The organism is Pseudogemmobacter sp. W21_MBD1_M6 (assembly GCF_052119585.1).
Classification (GTDB): domain Bacteria; phylum Pseudomonadota; class Alphaproteobacteria; order Rhodobacterales; family Rhodobacteraceae; genus JBGQOJ01.
Genome location: NZ_JBGQOJ010000004.1, coordinates 102,033 through 120,193, shown reverse-complemented (window position 1 = coordinate 120,193; position 18,161 = coordinate 102,033). Strand labels below are relative to the sequence as shown.

Below are 18,161 nucleotides of genomic sequence, written 5' to 3'. Positions count from 1 at the left end.
GAGCAGAACAAGCTTATGGGCGCGTATATCTTCCGGCGATTGTTACTGATCATTCCGACCTTGTTGGGGATCATGATCATCAACTTCACCCTGACCCAATTCGTCCCCGGCGGGCCGATCGAACAGATCCTTGCCCGGCTAGAAGGCGGCGGCGACGTGTTCGAAGGCATCGCAGGTGGTGCTGATGCGGGGCTGGAAAGCGCGGGTGACAACAGCGGTTATCTGGGGTCGCGCGGTCTGCCGCCCGAATTCATCGCGGATCTGGAAAAGCAGTTCGGCTTTGACAAGCCCCCGCTGGAACGGTTCCTGAATATGATGTGGGGCTATATGCGCTTTGACTTCGGGGAAAGTTATTTCCGGTCGATCAGCGTGGTGGATCTGGTGATCGAAAAGATGCCGGTGTCCATCACCCTTGGGCTTTGGTCGACGCTTATCGCGTATCTTATCTCGATTCCGCTGGGCATCAAGAAAGCGGTGCGTGACGGGTCAAGCTATGACACATGGACCAGTGGCGTGATTATCATCGCCTATGCGATCCCTGGCTTTTTGTTCGCGATCCTGCTGCTGGTCCTGTTCGCAGGCGGGTCATTCTACAAGATTTTCCCGACGCGCGGCCTGACATCGGACGGGTTCGACCAGATGACCGCGATGGGCAAGGTGCTGGACTATCTGTGGCACATCACGCTGCCGGTTCTGGCCTCGACCATCTCCAGCTTTGCGACGCTGACCTTGCTGACCAAGAATTCATTTCTGGACGAGATTAAGAAGCAATATGTCATCACCGCCCGCGCCAAGGGTCTGTCTGAAGAACAGGTGCTTTACGGCCACATCTTTCGCAACGCGATGCTGATCGTGATCGCCGGATTTCCGGGCCTGTTCATCAGCGTCTTTTTCGGGTCGTCGATCATTATCGAGACGATTTTCAGCCTTGACGGGTTGGGGCGTCTGGGGTTCGAGGCCGCCGTCGCCCGCGATTATCCGGTGATTTTCGGCACGCTTTTTGTGTTCGGTCTGGTCGGGCTTCTGGTCGGTATCCTGTCTGACCTGATGTATGTGTTCGTCGATCCGCGGATCGATTTCGACGTGAGGGAGACATAGGATGCGCCTGTCTCCCCTGAACCAGCGCCGCTGGCGAAATTTCCGCCGTAACGGGCGGGCCTATTGGTCCCTGATCATCTTCAGCCTGCTGTTCGGCGTGTCCCTGTTTGCCGAGTATCTGGCGAACGACAAGCCGATCATCGTCAGCTATCAGGGCGAATGGTATTCGCCTGTCCACAAGTTCTATTCCGAACAGGACTTTGGCGGAGATTTTCCGACCGAGGCGATATATCGCGACATAGAGGTGCAATGCCTGATCAGGTCCGGCGGGCTGGAGGCGTGTTTCGACGACCCCGAGGGCATCATGGCGCAAGCGGAAACCGGCGTTGTGGACGGGCAGGCTATCATCAGGGGCTGGCTGCTGTGGCCCCCTATCCCCTATTCCTACGATACCGTGAACGACATCGGCGGCGCGGCCCCCTCGGCGCCCGATTCCATGCATCTTCTGGGCACCGACGACACCGCGCGGGACGTGCTGGCGCGGGTGATCTACGGTTTCCGCCTGTCGATCCTGTTCACGCTGATCGTCACCGGCATCGCCTCTGTCATCGGGGTCATCGCGGGGGCTGTGCAGGGGTATTTCGGCGGCTGGACCGACCTGATCTTTCAGCGGTTCATCGAGATATGGACCTCGACACCGCAGCTTTACATCATCATCATCCTCTTCGCCATTCTGGGGCGCAGTTTCTGGCTGCTGGTGTTCCTGACGGCCCTGTTCGGCTGGCCCAGTCTGGTGGGTGTTGTGCGGGCCGAATTCCTGCGCGCGCGGAACTTTGAATATGTGCGGGCCGCCCGTGCGCTTGGCGTGTCGAACACAAAGATCATGTTCCGCCACATGCTGCCCAACGCGATGGTCGCGACGCTGACCATGCTGCCGTTCATCATCACCGGCACCATCGGAACACTGGCCAGCCTTGATTTTCTTGGCTTTGGTCTGCCGTCGTCGGCCCCGTCACTGGGGGAACTGACCTTGCAGGCAAAACAGAACCTTCAGGCGCCCTGGCTTGGCTTTACCGCGTTTTTTGCCTTCGCGATCATGCTGTCGCTTCTGGTGTTCATATTCGAGGGGATCCGCGATGCGTTCGACCCCAGAAAGACCTTCTCATGAGTGCGGTGCTAGAGGTCAAAGACCTGCGCGTGTCCTTTCGCCAGGACGGGGCGCTGACAGAGGCGGTCAAGGGCGTGTCATTCACCGTCGGGCGCGGCGAAACCGTGGCGCTGGTCGGTGAAAGCGGATCGGGCAAGTCGGTGACCGCGCTGTCCACAGTGGCCCTGTTGCCGGATAGCGCAGAGGTCAGCGGGTCTGTGACCTACGACGGGCAACAGATGGTCGGCGCGGACGACAAGATGCTGCGCAAGGTGCGCGGCAACGACATCAGCTTTATCTTCCAGGAACCGATGACATCCCTTAACCCGCTGCATACGCTGGAAAAACAGCTATCGGAAAGCATCATGCTGCATCAGGGGCTTGTTGGCCCCGCAGTGCGGGTGCGGATCATAGAGCTGTTGGAAAAGGTTGGCATCCACGATCCTGAATCGCGTCTGGGGGCCTATCCGCATCAATTGTCCGGCGGCCAAAGACAGCGCGTGATGATCGCCATGGCACTGGCCAACGGGCCCGATCTGTTGATCGCGGACGAGCCGACAACGGCGCTGGACGTGACCATTCAGGCGCAAATTCTTGACCTGCTGGCGGACCTGAAAAAGGCCGAAGGCATGAGCCTTTTGTTCATCACCCACGATCTTGCCATCGTCCGCAAGATCGCCGACCGCGTCTGCGTGATGAAAGACGGCGAGATCGTCGAGCATGGCGCAACCGCCGAGATCTTCGCGAACCCGCAGCACCCTTACACACAGGCCCTGCTGAGCGCCGAGGCAACGGGCCGCCCCGGGCCAGTGCCCGAAGGTGCGACAGAGATTGTCAGCACGGACGATCTGCGGATATGGTTCCCGATCCAGAAGGGGTTTCTGAAGCGCACCGTCGGCCATGTGAAGGCGGTGAATGCCGCCAGCATTTCGGTGCGGCAGGGCGAAACCCTTGGGATTGTCGGCGAAAGCGGATCAGGCAAGACGACACTGGCGCTGGCGATCATGCGGTTGATTGCGTCCAAGGGACCGATCGTGTTCATGGGGCAGGACGTGCAGGGCTGGTCCTCGGGGCAGTTGCGCAGCCTGCGGCGCGATATGCAGATCGTGTTCCAAGACCCTTACGGTAGCCTTTCACCCCGAATGACGGTCGAGCAAATCATCGCCGAAGGTTTGGGCGTGCACGGTGTGCCGACGGGGCAAGTGCCGCGCCAGATGGTGTCGGATATAATGGTCGAGGTAGGGTTGGACCCCGCGTTGATGCACCGTTACCCGCATGAGTTTTCCGGCGGGCAGCGCCAGCGAATCGCGATTGCCCGCGCGATGATCCTGCGGCCCAAGCTGGTGGTGCTGGACGAGCCGACAAGCGCGCTGGACATGACCGTTCAGGTGCAAATTGTCGATTTGCTGCGGGAATTGCAGCGAAAATACGGGCTGGCCTATCTGTTCATCAGCCATGATCTGAAGGTCGTGCGCGCCTTGTCGCACAAGGTCGTAGTGATGAAGCAGGGCGATATCGTAGAGGCCGCCAGCAGCGACGTCATTTTTGACGCGCCGCAAACGGACTATACACGCACCCTGATGGCGGCAGCATTCGATCTGCGGGCCGTGGCGGTCTAGACCGCCGAACTGTGCCCCGCCTTGGACAGGTCGTATGCGTCAAAGGCGCGGGCGATCATGCGGGTCAGGGGGCGCCCCTTTGGCAGAATTTCGAATCGGTCCGCCGTGACCCGGACCATGCCCGCGAATTGCTGCGCGGCCTCTTTGAACATCTGCGCGACCTGCACATCTGTCACGCCGAAACGGTCGCAAAGCTCTGCCGTGGTGACAACGAAATTACACATCAATGCCTCGATGATCCGGGCGCGCAAATGATCGTCAGCGGAAAAGACGTGCCCGCGAACCGTCGGGGTCGTTCCGGCCCGCACCCGCGCGGTGTAGTCCGATGTGCCGCTGGCATTCTGCGTAAAACCTTGCGGATAACGGGAAATGGACGAGGCCCCAAGGCCGATCAGAACATCGGAGGCATCCGAGGTATACCCCTGAAAGTTCCTGCGCAATTTCCCGTTCCGACGCGCGATGTCCAGTCCGTCGTCCTTCAGGGCGAAATGGTCGATACCGATTTCATTGTAGTTATCCGACAGGAACAGGTGCCGCGCCGTTTCGAACAGCTCCAGCCGCTCCTCTGGGGTTGGCAATGCCTCGGACGGAATCATCGACTGGCGGCGGGCCATCCACGGCACATGGGCATAGCCGTAAAGGGCAACGCGGTCGGGCGACAGCGACAGCAGTTTTTGCACGCTTTCGGCGATCCGGATATTGGACTGGTGCGGCAGACCATACAGAATATCGCAATTCAGGCTGGTAATGCCGCGTGCGCGGATCATATCGACGGCGGCTTTGGTCAATTCATAGCTTTGGATGCGGCCGATGACCTTCTGGATCTCGGAATCGAAATCCTGCACGCCGATGCTGGCGCGGTTCATGCCCGCAGCGGCCAGCGCATCCAGACGCGGCTCATCGATCTCGTTCGGGTCGATCTCGACCGAAAATTCTGCCAACTCTGCAAATGGCAGCACGTCGGCGATCGCGCTGGAAAGTTCGCTGATCATGGTGGGCGACAACAGGGTGGGGGTTCCGCCGCCCCAATGCAGATGCGACAGGCGGATGCCCTCGGGCAACAGTCGCCCTAGTTGCGCAATCTCTGTTTTCAGGGTTTCGAGATAGGCCTTGACCGGGGCGTCAGAACTTGTGCCCTGTGTGCGGCAGGCGCAAAACCAGCACAACCTTCGGCAGAACGGAACGTGGATATACAAGGAAATCTCTGACCGGGGCGGAATGGCGGCGATCCATTCTTCCGTCTGCGACGGCCCGACCTGATCGGTGAAATGCGGGGCAGTCGGGTAGCTCGTGTAGCGAGGAACCTTTGCGTCAAAAAGACCAAACTTGCGAAGTTGCGATTGTGTGCTCATTGTCCTAGTATCTTTCTAGGAAACCATCTGCGCTTTGACGCAGATCAAACGCGAACAGAATCATGACAACGACCGCACACCCCAAGGCTGCGCCCCATGAATGTGCCGATTGCCCTATCCGGCATCGGGCCGTCTGTGCACGTTGCGAATCCGACGAGCTCGCGCTTCTGGAAGAAATCAAATACTACCGGACCTTTCAGGCGGGTCAGCCGGTCATCTGGTCGGGCGACCGGATGGATTTTGTCGCCTCTGTCGTCACCGGCATCGCGTCGCTGACCCAGGTCATGGAAGATGGCCGCACCCAGATGGTCGGCCTTTTGCTGCCGTCGGATTTTGTCGGGCGGCCCGGTCGTGACACGGCTGCCTATAACGTGACGGCGACCACCGATCTTGTGATGTGCTGTTTCCGCAAGAAGCCGTTCGAAGAGATGATGCAGGCGACCCCGCATATTGCGCAGCGTTTGCTGGAAATGACGCTGGACGAACTGGATGCGGCCCGCGAATGGATGTTGTTGCTGGGGCGCAAGACCGCGCGTGAAAAGATCGCCAGCTTGTTGGTGATCATCGCGCGGCGCTACGCCTCTGCCACGTCGGGCAAGGCTGCGAACGCGGTGCAGTTCGACCTGCCCCTGACCCGAGAGGCAATGTCTGACTACCTGGGGCTGACCCTTGAAACGGTAAGTCGCCAGATGTCCGCGCTGAAAAAATCCGGCGTGATCGTGATCGAGGCGAACCGCCATATCACCATCCCCGATTTCGATCTTCTTCTGGACGAAACCGGGGACGATACGGATGGCGGCATTCTTAGCTAGGCCCTAATGCGCCAAAAACACCGGAACTGTCGCGCGCTCCAGCAGGTCGCGTGTGGCACCGCCCATAATCGCCTCGCGGAACCGCGAGTGACCGTAGGCCCCCATCACCAGCAAATCTGCATTCTCGTCCGTGACATGGCGCAGCAGAACGTCGGAAACCCGCGGCATCGTTTTTGCCAGAACGGTGACTTCGGCCTTGATGCCATGTCGGCTTAGCATGGTGGACAATGCGCCGCCGGGATCGGACCGATCCGGCCCATGCTGGGGCGGGTCGATGATTGTGATGCTGACAAGGCCCGCGTTTTTAAGCAGGGGCAAGGCGGCCCGGACTGCTGACATTGCCTCGGGGCTTTCGTTCCAGCCGATGACGATCCGGCTAGGCGGATCGACGATGTCCGCCGCCTCTGGCACAATAATCACAGCCGCGCTTCCCTCGAACAACGCCGCCTCGATAATCGCTTCGTGCTCGATAGAGCGGCCCGTGCCGTAGGGCTTTCGCAAGATCACTGCATCCGAGAACCGCGCCCTTGCCGCAACCAGGCGGGCCATCGTCGCAATCTGCACAACGGCCTTTTCCGCCGCAAATCGAACCCCCTCGTTCTTCAGCTTTTCCGTCACGGCAGCGACAATTCCTGCGGCCTCTTCCTCTGCCCGGTCCAGCGTTTCCTGAATGATCAGCGCGTTCGCACCGGCATAGTAGTAGCCCATCTGGGTCCGGTCCACGCCAAGGCACAGCACATCCAGATGCGCATCTTCGGTGCGCGCCATTGCAGCCGCTTTCATCAGAACCTTGCTGTCGGTATCGGCGTCCGTAATGACTGTAAGTAGCGATTTATAGGCCATTGCCCCACTCCTTTTGATCGTATGGTGCCACGTTATCCAACCCGTGCACTGCCAGCCTTGACGTAGGTCAATAAGGTCGATGCATTCACTTGATATGGATCAAAGAGCTTTGGCCCGAACCACCCCATAAGAGCGGGAGTCGGATAGAATCCGCCCAACGTTTGAACGTGGCGGAAAGACGAAGGGACACATTATGTGGGATTATCTTAAACTCGTGGCGTTGGCCGTTATTGCGATACTTGCCGCAATCGCAGCGAACTACGCCCGCGATCTGGCCTATCAGGTGCACGCAGTGATCATCATGCTCGTCGCGGGCGGCATGTTTCTTTGGTCGGTGCGTCGCATAGATGAGCCAAAGCCGCTGCCAGAGACAGGCTATATGGATGGCGTTGTCCGTGCCGGTGTCATCGCAACCTCTTTGTGGGGGGTGACGGGGTTTCTGGTCGGAACCTGGATCGCCTTCCAGTTGGCCTTTCCGGCGCTGAATTTTGAGTTCCTTCAGGGGATCGGCAATTTTGGCCGGTTGCGCCCACTTCACACTTCGGCGGTGATCTTTGCCTTCGGGGGCAACGCGCTGATCTGCACATCGTTCTATGTGGTGCAGCGGACAAGTGCCGCGCGGCTGTGGGGCGGGAACCTGGGATGGTTCGTGTTCTGGGGCTACAACCTGTTCATCGTGCTGGCTGCAACCGGATACCTGTTGGGGGCCACGCAGTCGAAAGAGTATGCAGAGCCGGAATGGTATGTCGATATCTGGCTGACCATCGTCTGGGTCGCCTATCTTGCGGTGTTCATGGGGACGATCTTCAACCGTAAGGAAAAGCACATTTATGTGGCCAACTGGTTCTACCTGTCCTTCATTGTGACGGTCGCCATGTTGCATATCGTCAACAACCTGTCGCTGCCGGTCTCGCTTTTCGGGTCGAAGTCGGTGCAGTTGTTCTCGGGTGTGCAGGACGCGATGACCCAGTGGTGGTATGGCCACAACGCGGTGGGCTTCTTCCTGACCGCAGGCTTTCTGGGGATGATGTATTATTTCGTGCCAAAGCAGGCCGAACGCCCGGTGTTCAGCTATAAACTGTCGATCATCCACTTCTGGGCGCTGATCTTTCTTTATATCTGGGCGGGTCCGCACCACCTTCACTACACGGCCTTGCCGGACTGGGCGGGCACATTGGGCATGGTCTTTTCAATCATCCTGTGGATGCCAAGCTGGGGCGGCATGATCAACGGCCTGATGACCTTGTCGGGGGCCTGGGACAAGCTGCGCACCGATCCGATCATCCGTATGATGGTTGTCTCGATCGGTTTCTACGGCATGTCTACCTTCGAGGGTCCGATGATGTCGATCCGCGCAGTCAACAGCCTGTCGCATTATACCGACTGGACCATCGGTCACGTGCATTCCGGTGCGCTTGGCTGGAATGGGATGATTACCTTTGGCGCGCTGTATTTCCTGACGCCCAAGCTGTGGAACCGCGAGCGGCTGTATAGCCTCAGTCTTGTCAGCTGGCATTTCTGGTTGGCGACCATCGGCATCGTTCTTTACGCGTCGTCGATGTGGGTCAGCGGAATCATGGAAGGCCTGATGTGGCGCGAAGTCGATGCGCAGGGCTTCCTTGTGAACTCTTTCGCGGACACGGTTGCGGCCAAATACCCGATGTATGTTGTGCGCGGGCTGGGCGGGGTCATGTACCTGACCGGTGCGATTATCATGTGCTATAACCTCTGGATGACTGTGCGGTCGGCCCCTGAAAAGGCCACTGTCATGGCTCCGGCTGAATAAGGGGGCCGGACAAATGGCACTTTTGGACAAACACTCCGTCATCGAGAAAAACGCGACCCTGTTGATGGTGCTCAGCCTTTTGGTTGTCACGATCGGCGGGATCGTGGAAATCGCCCCTCTGTTCTATCTTCAGAACACCATCGAAGACGTGGACGGGATGCGCCCCTACAGCCCGCTGGAACTGACAGGCCGCGACATCTACGTGCGCGAGGGCTGCTATGTCTGCCATAGCCAGATGATCCGCCCGATGCGCGACGAGGTCGAGCGTTACGGGCACTACAGCCTTGCGGCGGAATCCATGTATGACCATCCGTTCCAGTGGGGGTCCAAACGCACTGGCCCCGACCTGGCCCGTGTGGGGGGGCGCTATTCGGATGAATGGCATGTGGATCACCTGACAGACCCGCAATCGGTTGTGCCTGAATCGGTCATGCCAAAATACGGGTTCCTGACGGACAAGCGGATCGACGCGACCTATACCGCCGACCTGTTGAATACGCACCGTATGGTGGGTGTGCCCTATACCGACGAGATGATCGAGAACGCCTCGGCCGACTTTGCGGTGCAGGTCGACCCCGATGGCGACATTGACGCGTTTCTGGAACGCTATCCGAACGCGCAGGTGCGGAATTTTGACGGGCAGGCGGGTGTGTCGGAAATGGATGCACTGATTGCTTACCTGCAAATGCTGGGCACGCTGGTCGATTTTTCGACCTTCACACCCGACGCAAGCCGATAGGAGCCGCAGATGGAAACCTATTCCCTGTTGCGTGAATTTGCCGACAGCTGGGTGCTTTTGGCGATGACGTTATTCTTTTTGGGCGTCATTGTCTGGGCCTTTCGCCCCGGCAGCACACGGACCTATAGCGACACGGCAAACATCCCGTTCCGCAATGATGACAAACCCGCCTGCGATGGTGACTGCGGCACATGCCAATGCAGCAACGACGCAACGTTCAAGGAGGCGCGGAAATGACCAAGAAACCCGTCAAGAAACATGTTGATCCGTCCACCACCGGCCACAGCTGGGATGGCATCGAGGAATTCAACAACCCTTTGCCGCGCTGGTGGCTATGGACCTTTTACGCCTGCATCGTCTGGGGGATCGGCTATAGTATCGCCTATCCTGCCTGGCCGCTGGTCAAAGGCGCAACCGCCGGTTTGCTGGGGTATTCCACCCGTGCCGAGGTCGCGCAGGAGATCCAGCTTTTTGAAGATGCCAACGCGGCGCTCGATGCAAAGCTGGCCTCGGTCGAGCTGACCTCGATCGCGCAGGATCCAGAGCTGAACCGCTATGCAACCGCAGGCGGGGCGGCGGTGTTCCGCACCAACTGCTCGCAATGCCACGGGTCAGGTGCGGCCGGGGCCAAAGGCTATCCCAACCTGCTGGACGACGACTGGCTGTGGGGCGGCGATATCGAAGCGATCCACGCCACGGTCAGCCACGGTATCCGCAACACGCAAGACGCCGATGCCCGGTTTAGCCAGATGCCAGCCTTTGCCGACATCCTGGAGCCTGAAGAAATCACAGCCGTGGTGAACCATGTTCTGGCGATATCGGGACAGCAGGCAGATGCTGCACGTGCCGCGACGGGGGCGACGGTCTTTGCAGACAACTGCGCCGCCTGTCATGGCGATGATGGCAAGGGGATGCGCGAACTGGGCGCGCCGAACCTGACCGACGCGATCTGGCTTTATGGCGGGGACGAGGTAACGCTGACCGAAACCGTGGCCAAGGCCCGCTTTGGCGTCATGCCGCCCTGGAACACCCGCCTGTCGGAATCCGACATCCGCGCCGTGGCGACCTACGTTCACCAGCTGGGCGGTGGCGAGTAGCAAGAGCTTTCGGGAGAGCGATCTCCCGATTGAGAGGACACCGGCGCCCGACCAATGTTCGCGCGTTTCCTTCGGGGGCCGGTGTCACTTTTTCAGAGGGAAGGCGGGCTGCGACCCTGCCTTCCCTCGATCACGTTTTGCGTGATACCTTGGAATATGTATCAGGCTTGATCCAAGTCAAAGTGCCTGATGTGCCGACCTGCAAGACAGGCCGGGACGCAATCCCTTTCCTGGCCGGAGTATTTCCGTGAGTTCACCTGACGCCCCCCCAAGCCTTTATGCCCCACGCGAGCCGATTTTTCCGCGCCGTGTTTCGGGCCGGTTCCGGAACCTGAAATGGTGGATCATGGCCTTGACGCTGGGCGTCTATTATCTGACGCCGTGGATACGATGGGACCGCGGGCCGCAACTGCCAGATCAGGCGGTGTTGATCGACCTTGCCGGTCGGCGGTTCTATTTCTTCTGGATCGAAATCTGGCCGCATGAATTCTATTTCGTCGCGGGCCTTCTTATCATGGCAGGCTTGGGGTTGTTCCTGTTCACATCGGCCCTTGGCCGGGTCTGGTGCGGGTATACATGCCCGCAGACGGTCTGGACCGACCTATTCATCCTTGTCGAACGCTGGATCGAAGGTGACCGCAACGCGCGGGTGCGCTTGCATAACGCCAATTGGGATGCGCGAAAGATCCGGTTGCGGTTGGTGAAATGGACGGTCTGGCTGTTGATCGCCGTGGCGACCGGCGGGGCCTGGGTGTTCTATTTTACCGACGCGCCCGCGCTTTTGGGCAAGCTGGCGACCTTCACCGCGCATCCTGTCGCCTATACGACCATCGCAATCCTGACCGCGACGACCTTTGTGTTCGGCGGCTTCATGCGAGAGCAGGTCTGTATCTACATGTGCCCCTGGCCGCGCATCCAGGCGGCGATGATGGACGAGGATACGCTGACTGTTGCCTACCGCGACTGGCGCGGAGAGCCGCGCGGCAAGGCCAGAACCGAAGGTGCGGGCGACTGCATCGACTGCATGGCCTGCGTCAATGTCTGTCCTATGGGCATCGACATCCGCGACGGGCAACAGATGGAATGCATCACTTGCGCCTTGTGCATCGACGCCTGCGACGACGTCATGGAGCGGATCGGAAAGCCACGTGGGCTGATCGACTACATGGCGCTTTCGGACGAACCGATGGAACGTGCAGGTGGCTCGCCCCGCCCGATCTGGCAGCATGTGCTGCGCCCGCGCACCCTGATGTATACCGCGCTTTGGTCGCTTGTGGGGGTGGGCCTTGTCTATGCGCTGTTCATCCAGGCCGATATTGACATGACCGTGGCGCCGATCCGCAACCCCACCTATGTGACAATGTCGGATGGCTCGATCCGCAACACCTATGATGTGCGGTTGTTGAACAAGCATGGCGAGGACCGGCCATTCCGGCTGTCTCTGGTGTCCGAAGACATCTTGCGGATCGAACTGGAGGGGACGCTGGAACATATCGTTACCGTGCCCGCGAACCAGACAAAGCTACAGCGCGTCTATGTTATCGCAAAGCCCGAGTCAGAGGCGGCGCACCGCGATCGCACCAACTTCCGGTTCTGGGTCGAGGATACGGTCAGCGGCGACCGTGCCTATACCGATACCGTCTTTAACGGCAAGGAGAATTGACCATGAAACCCTTTACAGGCCGCAAGGTCTTTGCCTTTACCGCGTCGGCCTTTGCGGTGATTATCGGTGTGAACCTGACGCTGGCGTATCAGGCGGTTCACACCTTTCCGGGGCTAGAGGTCAAGAACAGCTATGTCGCAAGTCAGGAGTTCAATGTCCGCAAATCTGCGCAGGAGGCCTTGGGCTGGACCGTTGAGGCGGATGTCACCGGCGGCGTGCTGACGGTGGCGTTTGTCGACAAGGACGGGGCGCGGGTCGAGGTTGCCGATATGACTGCGACTCTGGGCCGTGCGACAGAGGTCAAGGATGATGAATTCCCCGATTTCGTTTACCGCGACCGCGCCTTCACCGCACCGGTTGCCGCGACGTCGGGCAACTGGAACCTGCGGCTTGTGGCGACGGCCCCCGATGGCACCTTGTTCCAGCAGCGCGTCATTTTGCACCTGAAAGGTTGATCCATGGCCGCCGTCTCTGCCTGCCCCGCCTGTGTCGCGGCCCCATTGGCCGAAGACATTGCCGCGCGTGCGGGTAAGGGCGAGGTTCGCCTTCTGTTGTCGCTGCCCAAGATCCACTGTGCCGGGTGTATATCCGGGGTAGAGCGCGGGCTGTTGTCCGTGCCGCAGGTTCGGTCAGCCCGCGTGAATCTGACCTTGCGCCGCGCCAGCGTCGAGGTGGATGCAGGGGTCGAGGCCGCCGATCTGGTGGCGCGGTTGGCGGGGCTTGGATTTGAGGCGTATGAACTGGATGCGGGCACCTTGTCCGCGACCCAGAATGACCGCGCCGGGCGTGATCTTCTGATGCGGCTTGCCGTGGCAGGCTTTGCAATGATGAACGTCATGTTGCTGTCGGTTGCGATCTGGTCGGGGGCTGCGGACGCCACGCGTGACATGTTCCACTGGGTGTCTGCGATGATTGCCCTGCCGACCATCGCGTTTTCCGCCCAGCCGTTTTTCCGCCATGCTTGGACAGCCCTTGCCGCGCGGCGCTTGAACATGGATGTGCCGATTTCGCTGGCGATCCTTCTGGCCTCGGCCATGTCGCTATACGAGACAGTGATGCGGGGGGACCACGCCTATTTCGACGCGGCGCTATCGTTGACATTCTTTTTGCTGGCGGGCCGCTATCTGGATCACCGCACGCGCGCCATTGCCCGGTCTGCCGCCGAAGAACTGGCCGCACTTGAGGTGCCGCGTGCGACGCGGCCCGACGGAACCGTCGTTGCCATTTCGGCGCTTTGCGTTGGCGATCTGGTGCTTGTGAAGCCAGGCGGGCGGATGCCCGTGGACGGTATTGTGACCGCCGGTAAAAGTGAATTGGACCGGTCCCTGCTAACGGGCGAGACATTGCCCGTGTTCGCCGGTCCCGACACCGCTGTCTGCGCCGGAGAGGTCAATCTGACCGGCCCGTTGACCGTCCGTGTGACCGCAGCGGGCGAGGACAGCTCGCTGCACCGTATGGCAGATCTTGTGGCGGTCGCTGAAAGTTCCCGCAACCGCTATACTTCGTTGGCGGATCGTGCCGCGCAGATCTATGCGCCGGGTGTGCATCTTCTGGCGCTGGCTGCGTTCCTTGGCTGGATGGTCGCAACGGGGGGCGATTTGCGGTTCGCGCTGAACATCGCGGTCGCCGTGCTGATCATCACCTGCCCCTGCGCCTTGGGGCTGGCGGTTCCTGCGGTGACCACGGCGGCCTCGGGCAACCTGTTCCGCAAAGGGCTGCTGATCAAGGACGGCACCGCGCTGGAGCGTCTGGCAGAGATCACCGATGTTGTGTTCGACAAGACCGGAACGCTGACCCAGGGCACACCGGCGTTGACCAACCCCGGCGCGCATCGCCGCGCGGATCTGGAGGTCGCGATGGCCTTGGCAGAGGCATCGTCGCATCCCTTGGCAAAAGCACTGGCATTGGCGGGCAAGTCCGCCGGTATCACACCCGCACCTCTGACCGACGTGACAGAGGTGCCCGGCTACGGCGTTACGGCAACATGGCGCGGGCGGCCCGTGCGCCTTGGCCGCGCGGAATGGGTCGGGGCAAAGGCCGGACCGACGACCGCCGCCTTTCTGAAAACGGGTCAGGAACCGCCGGTAGAGTTCACCTTCAGTGACCACCTGCGGGAGGGTGCAGCAGAGGCCGTTTCGGGCCTGATGGCACAGGGTAAGACGGTGCATCTGATTTCCGGCGATACAGCAGGGCCGGTGGCCGACATGGCACAGCGTTTGGGAATTAAGGATTGGACGGCGGGCGCATTGCCTGCCGACAAGGCCGCCCGCATCGCGGCGATGACCGCCGCCGGGGCGCGGGTTCTGATGGTGGGCGATGGCCTGAACGATACGGCGGCGCTTGCGGGGGCGCATGTTTCGATTTCGCCGGCACAGGCATTGGACGCGGCACGGGTCGCGTCGGACATCGTGTTGCTGGGCAATGACCTGTCGGTGCTGCCGGACGCGGTTTTGACCGCGCAAAAGGCGACCCGCCGGATCAAGGAAAACTTTGGCGTCGCCGTGATTTATAACCTGATCGCGGTGCCGATTGCCCTGTCCGGCTTTGCGACGCCACTGGCCGCGGCCTTGGCGATGTCGGGGTCATCTATTATGGTGTCCCTGAACGCCCTTAGATTACGGTGATATTATGGAAATACTGACCTTCCTGATCCCGATTTCCCTGTTCCTTGGGGGGCTTGGGCTTGTCGCTTTTTTCTGGGCGCTGAAGTCCAAACAATATGAAGACCCCGAAGGGGATGGTCAGCGCTTTCTCAATCCGGATTACGACGACCACCCGCGGACTTAGGCAAGGGTGACGGTGGCCTCGCCCAGTCCCTCGATCGCGACGGTGCAGGTCTGACCGCGCATGATCGCACCAACGCCCGCAGGCGTTCCGGTAAAGACCAGATCGCCCGCCTCCAGCCGCACAAAACGCGAAAGATAGGCGATGATGTCATCGACGGGCCAGATCATATCGGCAATGTCGCCGTCCTGCCGGATCGCGCCGTCCACAGAGGCGGTCAGGCGGGCGTGCGCAGGGTGCCCGACCGCCGACACCGGGCAAATCGCACCGCAGACGGCGGAGTTATCGAACCCTTTCGACATGTCCCAGGGACGCCGCGTTGCCTTGGCATCGTTTTGCAGGTCGCGGCGGGTCAGGTCGTTTCCGGGGGCATAGCCCCAGATGTGATCCCGCGCGTTTTCCTTGGCGATATCCGCGCCGCCCGTGCCGATCGCCACGACCAGTTCGGCCTCGTGGTGCAGGTTGCCTGTTTCGGGCGGAAACGGGATTGTCGCACCGTGGTCGACCACCGCGTCTGCCGGTTTGGTGAAAAAGAACGGCGGTTCCTTGTCCGGGTCATTGCCCATTTCGCGTGCATGGTCGGCGTAATTGCGACCGACGCAAAAGATGCGGCGCACGGGGAAACGGGCATCGCTGCCCTGAATGGCAACGCTGGGTTGGACTATGGCAGGCAGTGCGAATGTGGTCATCGGAATCTCCCTTTGCCAAGGTTGTGCCTGTGTTCATCAGGCGCGGCAAGGGGTCAGATCAAGACGGGCCGATCGGGGAACACTCGACATTCCGGGCCATCAGGCGGCGGCAGGCCATATTGGCACCGTCTTCGGTCATGCCAAGAAACCGCGCATCGTATCCGCGGTTTGTGTTGACCACTTTGCGCAGCGTGCCATCCAGCGTTTCAAGTTCCTTCAGCGCCGTTTTCAACAGCACCTTCTCGGCCTCGTAACTGGAATTGTAGCGCCCGACAGAGATCGCCCAATGCCGCCCCCCGGATGTCGAAAGGCGTGTGACGACCTCTAACTTTTCTTCGGGGACGGGCACCAGATTGATCATGCGGATTTTGGGCGTTGCGGTCGCGGTGGTCGATGCGGATGTCAGGATGATCGAGTCAGGCTGCATCTTTGGGGTGTCTGGCCTGGCCTTGGGAACAAGAATCGGAGACACGGCTTCGGCGGGCGTTGCCTCGGCCACAACGACGGGCGGCTCCGGTTTCTGCTCCGGTGCCGGGGCGGCCTCGACGACGACACTCTGTTGTGCCTCGGCCAGCGCGTCCTTGATGTCGTCCTTCATCGCCAGCAACAATTCTGTCGGCGGTTCTGGTGTCTCTTTGCGCGGGCGGGCAAGCGGGCGCAGGCTTTTCTGGACCACACCGCTCAAGCGAATGGTCTTTCCGGCGCGCTCTGGAATGCCGCCAGCGGTCGAGGAGGCAATCAGCTCGCCCTCGTCTGTGGCGTCATAGGTTGGCGGATTGGGCTTTCGCGTTGCCGCATTATTCGGGGCCTTCCGGAACCCGAGATCCAGCAGTTCTGCCATTTTCGCGTTGCGCATCGCGGTGGACCGTTCCCCGAAGATCGTCGCGATAATCCGCTCGTTGCCGCGTTCCGCAGAGGCGACAAGATTGAATCCCGCCGCGTTGGTATAGCCGGTCTTGATCCCGTCGGCGCCTTTGTAGGCGTCCAGAAAACGGCGGTTGGTGTTGTTGACCTGCGCCATTCCGGCATCCGCCGTGCGGCGCGAGAACAGGTTGTAGTAATCGGGGTGATCGTAAAACAGGTGCCGCCCAAGCAGCGTCATATCCCGGGCCGTTGACAGATGCCCGTCGCGCGTCAGGCCGTTGGCGTTCTTGAATGCCGTCTGCGTCATGCCAAGGGCCTTGGCCGTGCGGTTCATCCGGTTGGCAAATGCTGGTTCCGACCCTTCCAGAAAGTCACCGATGGCCGAGGCCGCATCATTGGCGGATTTCACGGCGGCTGCGCGGATCAGATACCGCAGTTTGATTTTTTGACCGGCTTTCAGTCCCAGTTTTGACGGCGGCTGCGCTGCGGCGTTCTTGGAAACGGTAACAACCGTGTCCAAAGAGATCTCGCCGCGCTTGATCGCCTCGAAGGTGATGTAAAGCGTCATCATTTTGGTCAGAGAGGCGGGATGCAGCCGGGTTTTGGCGTTGCGTTCGTATAGCACCTCGCCCGAACGGGCATCAATGACATAGGCTGCATAGGGTGCGGACAGGGCGGCGATCGGTGTCAAAACCCATACGCACGCCATAATGGCCAGGAATAGAATTGTATGGACACACTGCCCCAGACGATGTTTCACGTCGCTTGCCCTTATACTGCCTCGTGTTGCCGATGTTTCGGTCAACTTATTACTGCTTTGTCCCGAGGGTAACACAGCAGGTGAAATGAGAAAACACCTTAAATTCATAGACTTTCCGGAATGAGTTCAGGTGGATAGTCCATATGTAGGGGGTAGGTGCTCTTTTGTATCTAGATATTCAGTTGAAGGTGGTGGGGCCTAAAGAATTGTCGTCAACAAGGGCTTTAGCCCGCCAAGGTTTTGCAGTTCTTTAAATCGGGGATGGTCTGTCGGTGCCAGCGCATGTTCCAGTTCCCATGTCATCGCATGGGGCACGAATATGCCCCAGCTTCCGGCGGTGATGGCGGGAATGATGTCGGACTTCAGCGAATTTCCGATCATCATGCCCTCTGACGCACCGGTGCCGTGGCGGGCGAATATCTCGGTATAGATCGCGGGCGTCTTGTCGCTGACAATTTCGACCCCGTCGAACAGATCGCCCAGACCCGATTGCGCGACTTTGCGTTCCTGATCCAGCAGATCGCCCTTGGTGATCACCAGCAGCCGGAAGTCGCCCGCAAGCGACTGCACCGTTTCGCGGACATCGGGCAACAGGTGGATCGGATGCTCCAGCATGTCGCGCCCCGCCTCCATCAGCTCGCGGATAATTGCGGCTGGCACGCGGTCTTCGGTGATCTCTATCGCGGTTTCGATCATCGACAGCACAAAGCCTTTGATGCCGAACCCGTAATGCCCGATATTGCGCCGCTCCGCCGCCAATAGCCGCTCTTGCAGGTGGTCCGGTTCCGCATAATCCGCCAGAAGCCGCGCGAATCGGTCCTGGGTCATGCGGAAGAACTGTTCGTTCTGCCACAGCGTATCATCCGCATCGAAGGCGATTGTTGTCAGTTTAGCCATCTTAGTTGCCCCTTGCAGACCGTTGTAACCCCGTGCCCCCCTTTTCACAGGGATTACAGGCCTTATATAGT

The 18,161-nt window shown here is 60.0% G+C and carries 17 protein-coding genes; 12 read left to right on the top strand and 5 right to left on the bottom strand.

The genetic code is table 11. The features are described 5' to 3' along the window. Positions 1–15: 15 nt before the first annotated feature. From ACEN2R_RS07155 to ACEN2R_RS07145, 3 genes are read left to right on the top strand one after another with little or no spacing between them, the layout of a single operon-like run. Entirely contained in the window at positions 16–1,098 is a 1,083-nt protein-coding gene (locus ACEN2R_RS07155) for a microcin C ABC transporter permease YejB (RefSeq protein WP_442040666.1), read from the top strand. Between the two features lies 1 nt (position 1,099). Continuing rightward, on the top strand, positions 1,100–2,206 hold the full coding sequence (locus ACEN2R_RS07150; protein WP_442040664.1) for an ABC transporter permease: 1,107 nt from the start codon (positions 1,100–1,102) through the stop codon (positions 2,204–2,206). After that, a complete protein-coding gene (locus ACEN2R_RS07145) occupies positions 2,203–3,804 on the top strand; it encodes an ABC transporter ATP-binding protein (RefSeq protein ID WP_442040663.1) in 1,602 nt (533 codons plus the stop codon). Before ACEN2R_RS07150 ends, ACEN2R_RS07145 begins: the two co-directional genes overlap by 4 nt. On the opposite strand, the gene hemN is transcribed toward ACEN2R_RS07145, so the two are convergent. Next, positions 3,801–5,156 carry an oxygen-independent coproporphyrinogen III oxidase gene (hemN, locus tag ACEN2R_RS07140; RefSeq protein ID WP_442040661.1) on the bottom strand — a complete coding sequence of 452 codons (1,356 nt, stop codon included), beginning with the start codon at positions 5,154–5,156 and terminating at the stop codon, positions 3,801–3,803. The genes ACEN2R_RS07145 and hemN overlap by 4 nt on opposite strands. Before the next feature lie 62 nt (positions 5,157–5,218). Between hemN and fnrL the strand changes: the two genes are divergently transcribed. Beyond that, positions 5,219–5,968 carry a transcriptional regulator FnrL gene (gene fnrL, locus ACEN2R_RS07135; RefSeq protein WP_442040659.1) on the top strand — a complete coding sequence of 250 codons (750 nt, stop codon included), beginning with the start codon at positions 5,219–5,221 and terminating at the stop codon, positions 5,966–5,968. A gap of 3 nt (positions 5,969–5,971) precedes the next feature. On the opposite strand, the gene ACEN2R_RS07130 is transcribed toward fnrL, so the two are convergent. Continuing rightward, a complete protein-coding gene (locus tag ACEN2R_RS07130; protein WP_442040657.1) occupies positions 5,972–6,811 on the bottom strand; it encodes a universal stress protein in 840 nt (279 codons plus the stop codon). A 193-nt stretch (positions 6,812–7,004) separates the two neighbouring features. Here ACEN2R_RS07130 and ccoN point away from each other — a divergent pair, with 193 nt between their 5' ends. The 8 genes from ccoN to ccoS all read left to right on the top strand — a co-directional run bounded on the left by ccoN (position 7,005) and on the right by ccoS (position 14,883). Continuing rightward, positions 7,005–8,597: a cytochrome-c oxidase, cbb3-type subunit I gene (ccoN, locus tag ACEN2R_RS07125; protein ID WP_442040655.1), complete on the top strand. Its 1,593-nt coding sequence runs from the start codon at positions 7,005–7,007 to the stop codon at positions 8,595–8,597. A gap of 13 nt (positions 8,598–8,610) precedes the next feature. Beyond that, positions 8,611–9,336 (top strand): cytochrome-c oxidase, cbb3-type subunit II, encoded by a 726-nt coding sequence (gene ccoO / locus ACEN2R_RS07120; RefSeq protein WP_442040653.1) that lies wholly within the window; start codon positions 8,611–8,613, stop codon positions 9,334–9,336. A gap of 9 nt (positions 9,337–9,345) precedes the next feature. Next, a complete protein-coding gene (locus tag ACEN2R_RS07115; RefSeq protein WP_442040651.1) occupies positions 9,346–9,573 on the top strand; it encodes a cbb3-type cytochrome c oxidase subunit 3 in 228 nt (75 codons plus the stop codon). Next, positions 9,570–10,433 (top strand): cytochrome-c oxidase, cbb3-type subunit III, encoded by an 864-nt coding sequence (gene ccoP, locus ACEN2R_RS07110; protein ID WP_442040649.1) that lies wholly within the window; start codon positions 9,570–9,572, stop codon positions 10,431–10,433. Before ACEN2R_RS07115 ends, ccoP begins: the two co-directional genes overlap by 4 nt. A 241-nt stretch (positions 10,434–10,674) precedes the next feature. After that, positions 10,675–12,096, top strand: coding sequence for a cytochrome c oxidase accessory protein CcoG (ccoG, locus tag ACEN2R_RS07105; protein ID WP_442040859.1), 1,422 nt, complete (start codon positions 10,675–10,677; stop codon positions 12,094–12,096). Positions 12,097–12,098: 2 nt separating this feature from the next. Further along, entirely contained in the window at positions 12,099–12,551 is a 453-nt protein-coding gene (locus ACEN2R_RS07100) for a FixH family protein (protein WP_442040647.1), read from the top strand. 3 nt (positions 12,552–12,554) lie between these two features. After that, on the top strand, positions 12,555–14,720 hold the full coding sequence (locus tag ACEN2R_RS07095; RefSeq protein WP_442040645.1) for a heavy metal translocating P-type ATPase: 2,166 nt from the start codon (positions 12,555–12,557) through the stop codon (positions 14,718–14,720). Positions 14,721–14,724: 4 nt separating this feature from the next. Continuing rightward, positions 14,725–14,883 (top strand): cbb3-type cytochrome oxidase assembly protein CcoS, encoded by a 159-nt coding sequence (gene ccoS, locus ACEN2R_RS07090; RefSeq protein ID WP_442040643.1) that lies wholly within the window; start codon positions 14,725–14,727, stop codon positions 14,881–14,883. On the opposite strand, the gene ACEN2R_RS07085 is transcribed toward ccoS, so the two are convergent. The 3 genes from ACEN2R_RS07085 to ACEN2R_RS07075 form a co-directional block, all read right to left on the bottom strand. Continuing rightward, a complete protein-coding gene (locus tag ACEN2R_RS07085; protein ID WP_442040641.1) occupies positions 14,880–15,569 on the bottom strand; it encodes a fumarylacetoacetate hydrolase family protein in 690 nt (229 codons plus the stop codon). The two genes, ccoS and ACEN2R_RS07085, sit on opposite strands and share 4 nt — an antisense overlap. A 58-nt stretch (positions 15,570–15,627) precedes the next feature. Then, positions 15,628–17,142: a D-alanyl-D-alanine carboxypeptidase family protein gene (locus tag ACEN2R_RS07080; RefSeq protein ID WP_442040857.1), complete on the bottom strand. Its 1,515-nt coding sequence runs from the start codon at positions 17,140–17,142 to the stop codon at positions 15,628–15,630. Positions 17,143–17,391: 249 nt separating this feature from the next. Beyond that, positions 17,392–18,090, bottom strand: coding sequence for an HAD family hydrolase (locus ACEN2R_RS07075; protein ID WP_442040640.1), 699 nt, complete (start codon positions 18,088–18,090; stop codon positions 17,392–17,394). Positions 18,091–18,161 lie beyond the last annotated feature (71 nt).

Coding starts and splice junctions, on each gene's coding strand:
- ACEN2R_RS07155 (WP_442040666.1), top strand. CDS start 16: ATGGGCGCGTATATCTTCCGGCGATTGTTACTGATCATTCCGACCTTG.
- ACEN2R_RS07150 (WP_442040664.1), top strand. CDS start 1,100: ATGCGCCTGTCTCCCCTGAACCAGCGCCGCTGGCGAAATTTCCGCCGT.
- ACEN2R_RS07145 (WP_442040663.1), top strand. CDS start 2,203: ATGAGTGCGGTGCTAGAGGTCAAAGACCTGCGCGTGTCCTTTCGCCAG.
- hemN (WP_442040661.1), bottom strand. CDS start 5,156: ATGAGCACACAATCGCAACTTCGCAAGTTTGGTCTTTTTGACGCAAAG.
- fnrL (WP_442040659.1), top strand. CDS start 5,219: ATGACAACGACCGCACACCCCAAGGCTGCGCCCCATGAATGTGCCGAT.
- ACEN2R_RS07130 (WP_442040657.1), bottom strand. CDS start 6,811: ATGGCCTATAAATCGCTACTTACAGTCATTACGGACGCCGATACCGAC.
- ccoN (WP_442040655.1), top strand. CDS start 7,005: ATGTGGGATTATCTTAAACTCGTGGCGTTGGCCGTTATTGCGATACTT.
- ccoO (WP_442040653.1), top strand. CDS start 8,611: ATGGCACTTTTGGACAAACACTCCGTCATCGAGAAAAACGCGACCCTG.
- ACEN2R_RS07115 (WP_442040651.1), top strand. CDS start 9,346: ATGGAAACCTATTCCCTGTTGCGTGAATTTGCCGACAGCTGGGTGCTT.
- ccoP (WP_442040649.1), top strand. CDS start 9,570: ATGACCAAGAAACCCGTCAAGAAACATGTTGATCCGTCCACCACCGGC.
- ACEN2R_RS07100 (WP_442040647.1), top strand. CDS start 12,099: ATGAAACCCTTTACAGGCCGCAAGGTCTTTGCCTTTACCGCGTCGGCC.
- ACEN2R_RS07095 (WP_442040645.1), top strand. CDS start 12,555: ATGGCCGCCGTCTCTGCCTGCCCCGCCTGTGTCGCGGCCCCATTGGCC.
- ccoS (WP_442040643.1), top strand. CDS start 14,725: ATGGAAATACTGACCTTCCTGATCCCGATTTCCCTGTTCCTTGGGGGG.
- ACEN2R_RS07085 (WP_442040641.1), bottom strand. CDS start 15,569: ATGACCACATTCGCACTGCCTGCCATAGTCCAACCCAGCGTTGCCATT.
- ACEN2R_RS07080 (WP_442040857.1), bottom strand. CDS start 17,142: ATGGCGTGCGTATGGGTTTTGACACCGATCGCCGCCCTGTCCGCACCC.
- ACEN2R_RS07075 (WP_442040640.1), bottom strand. CDS start 18,090: ATGGCTAAACTGACAACAATCGCCTTCGATGCGGATGATACGCTGTGG.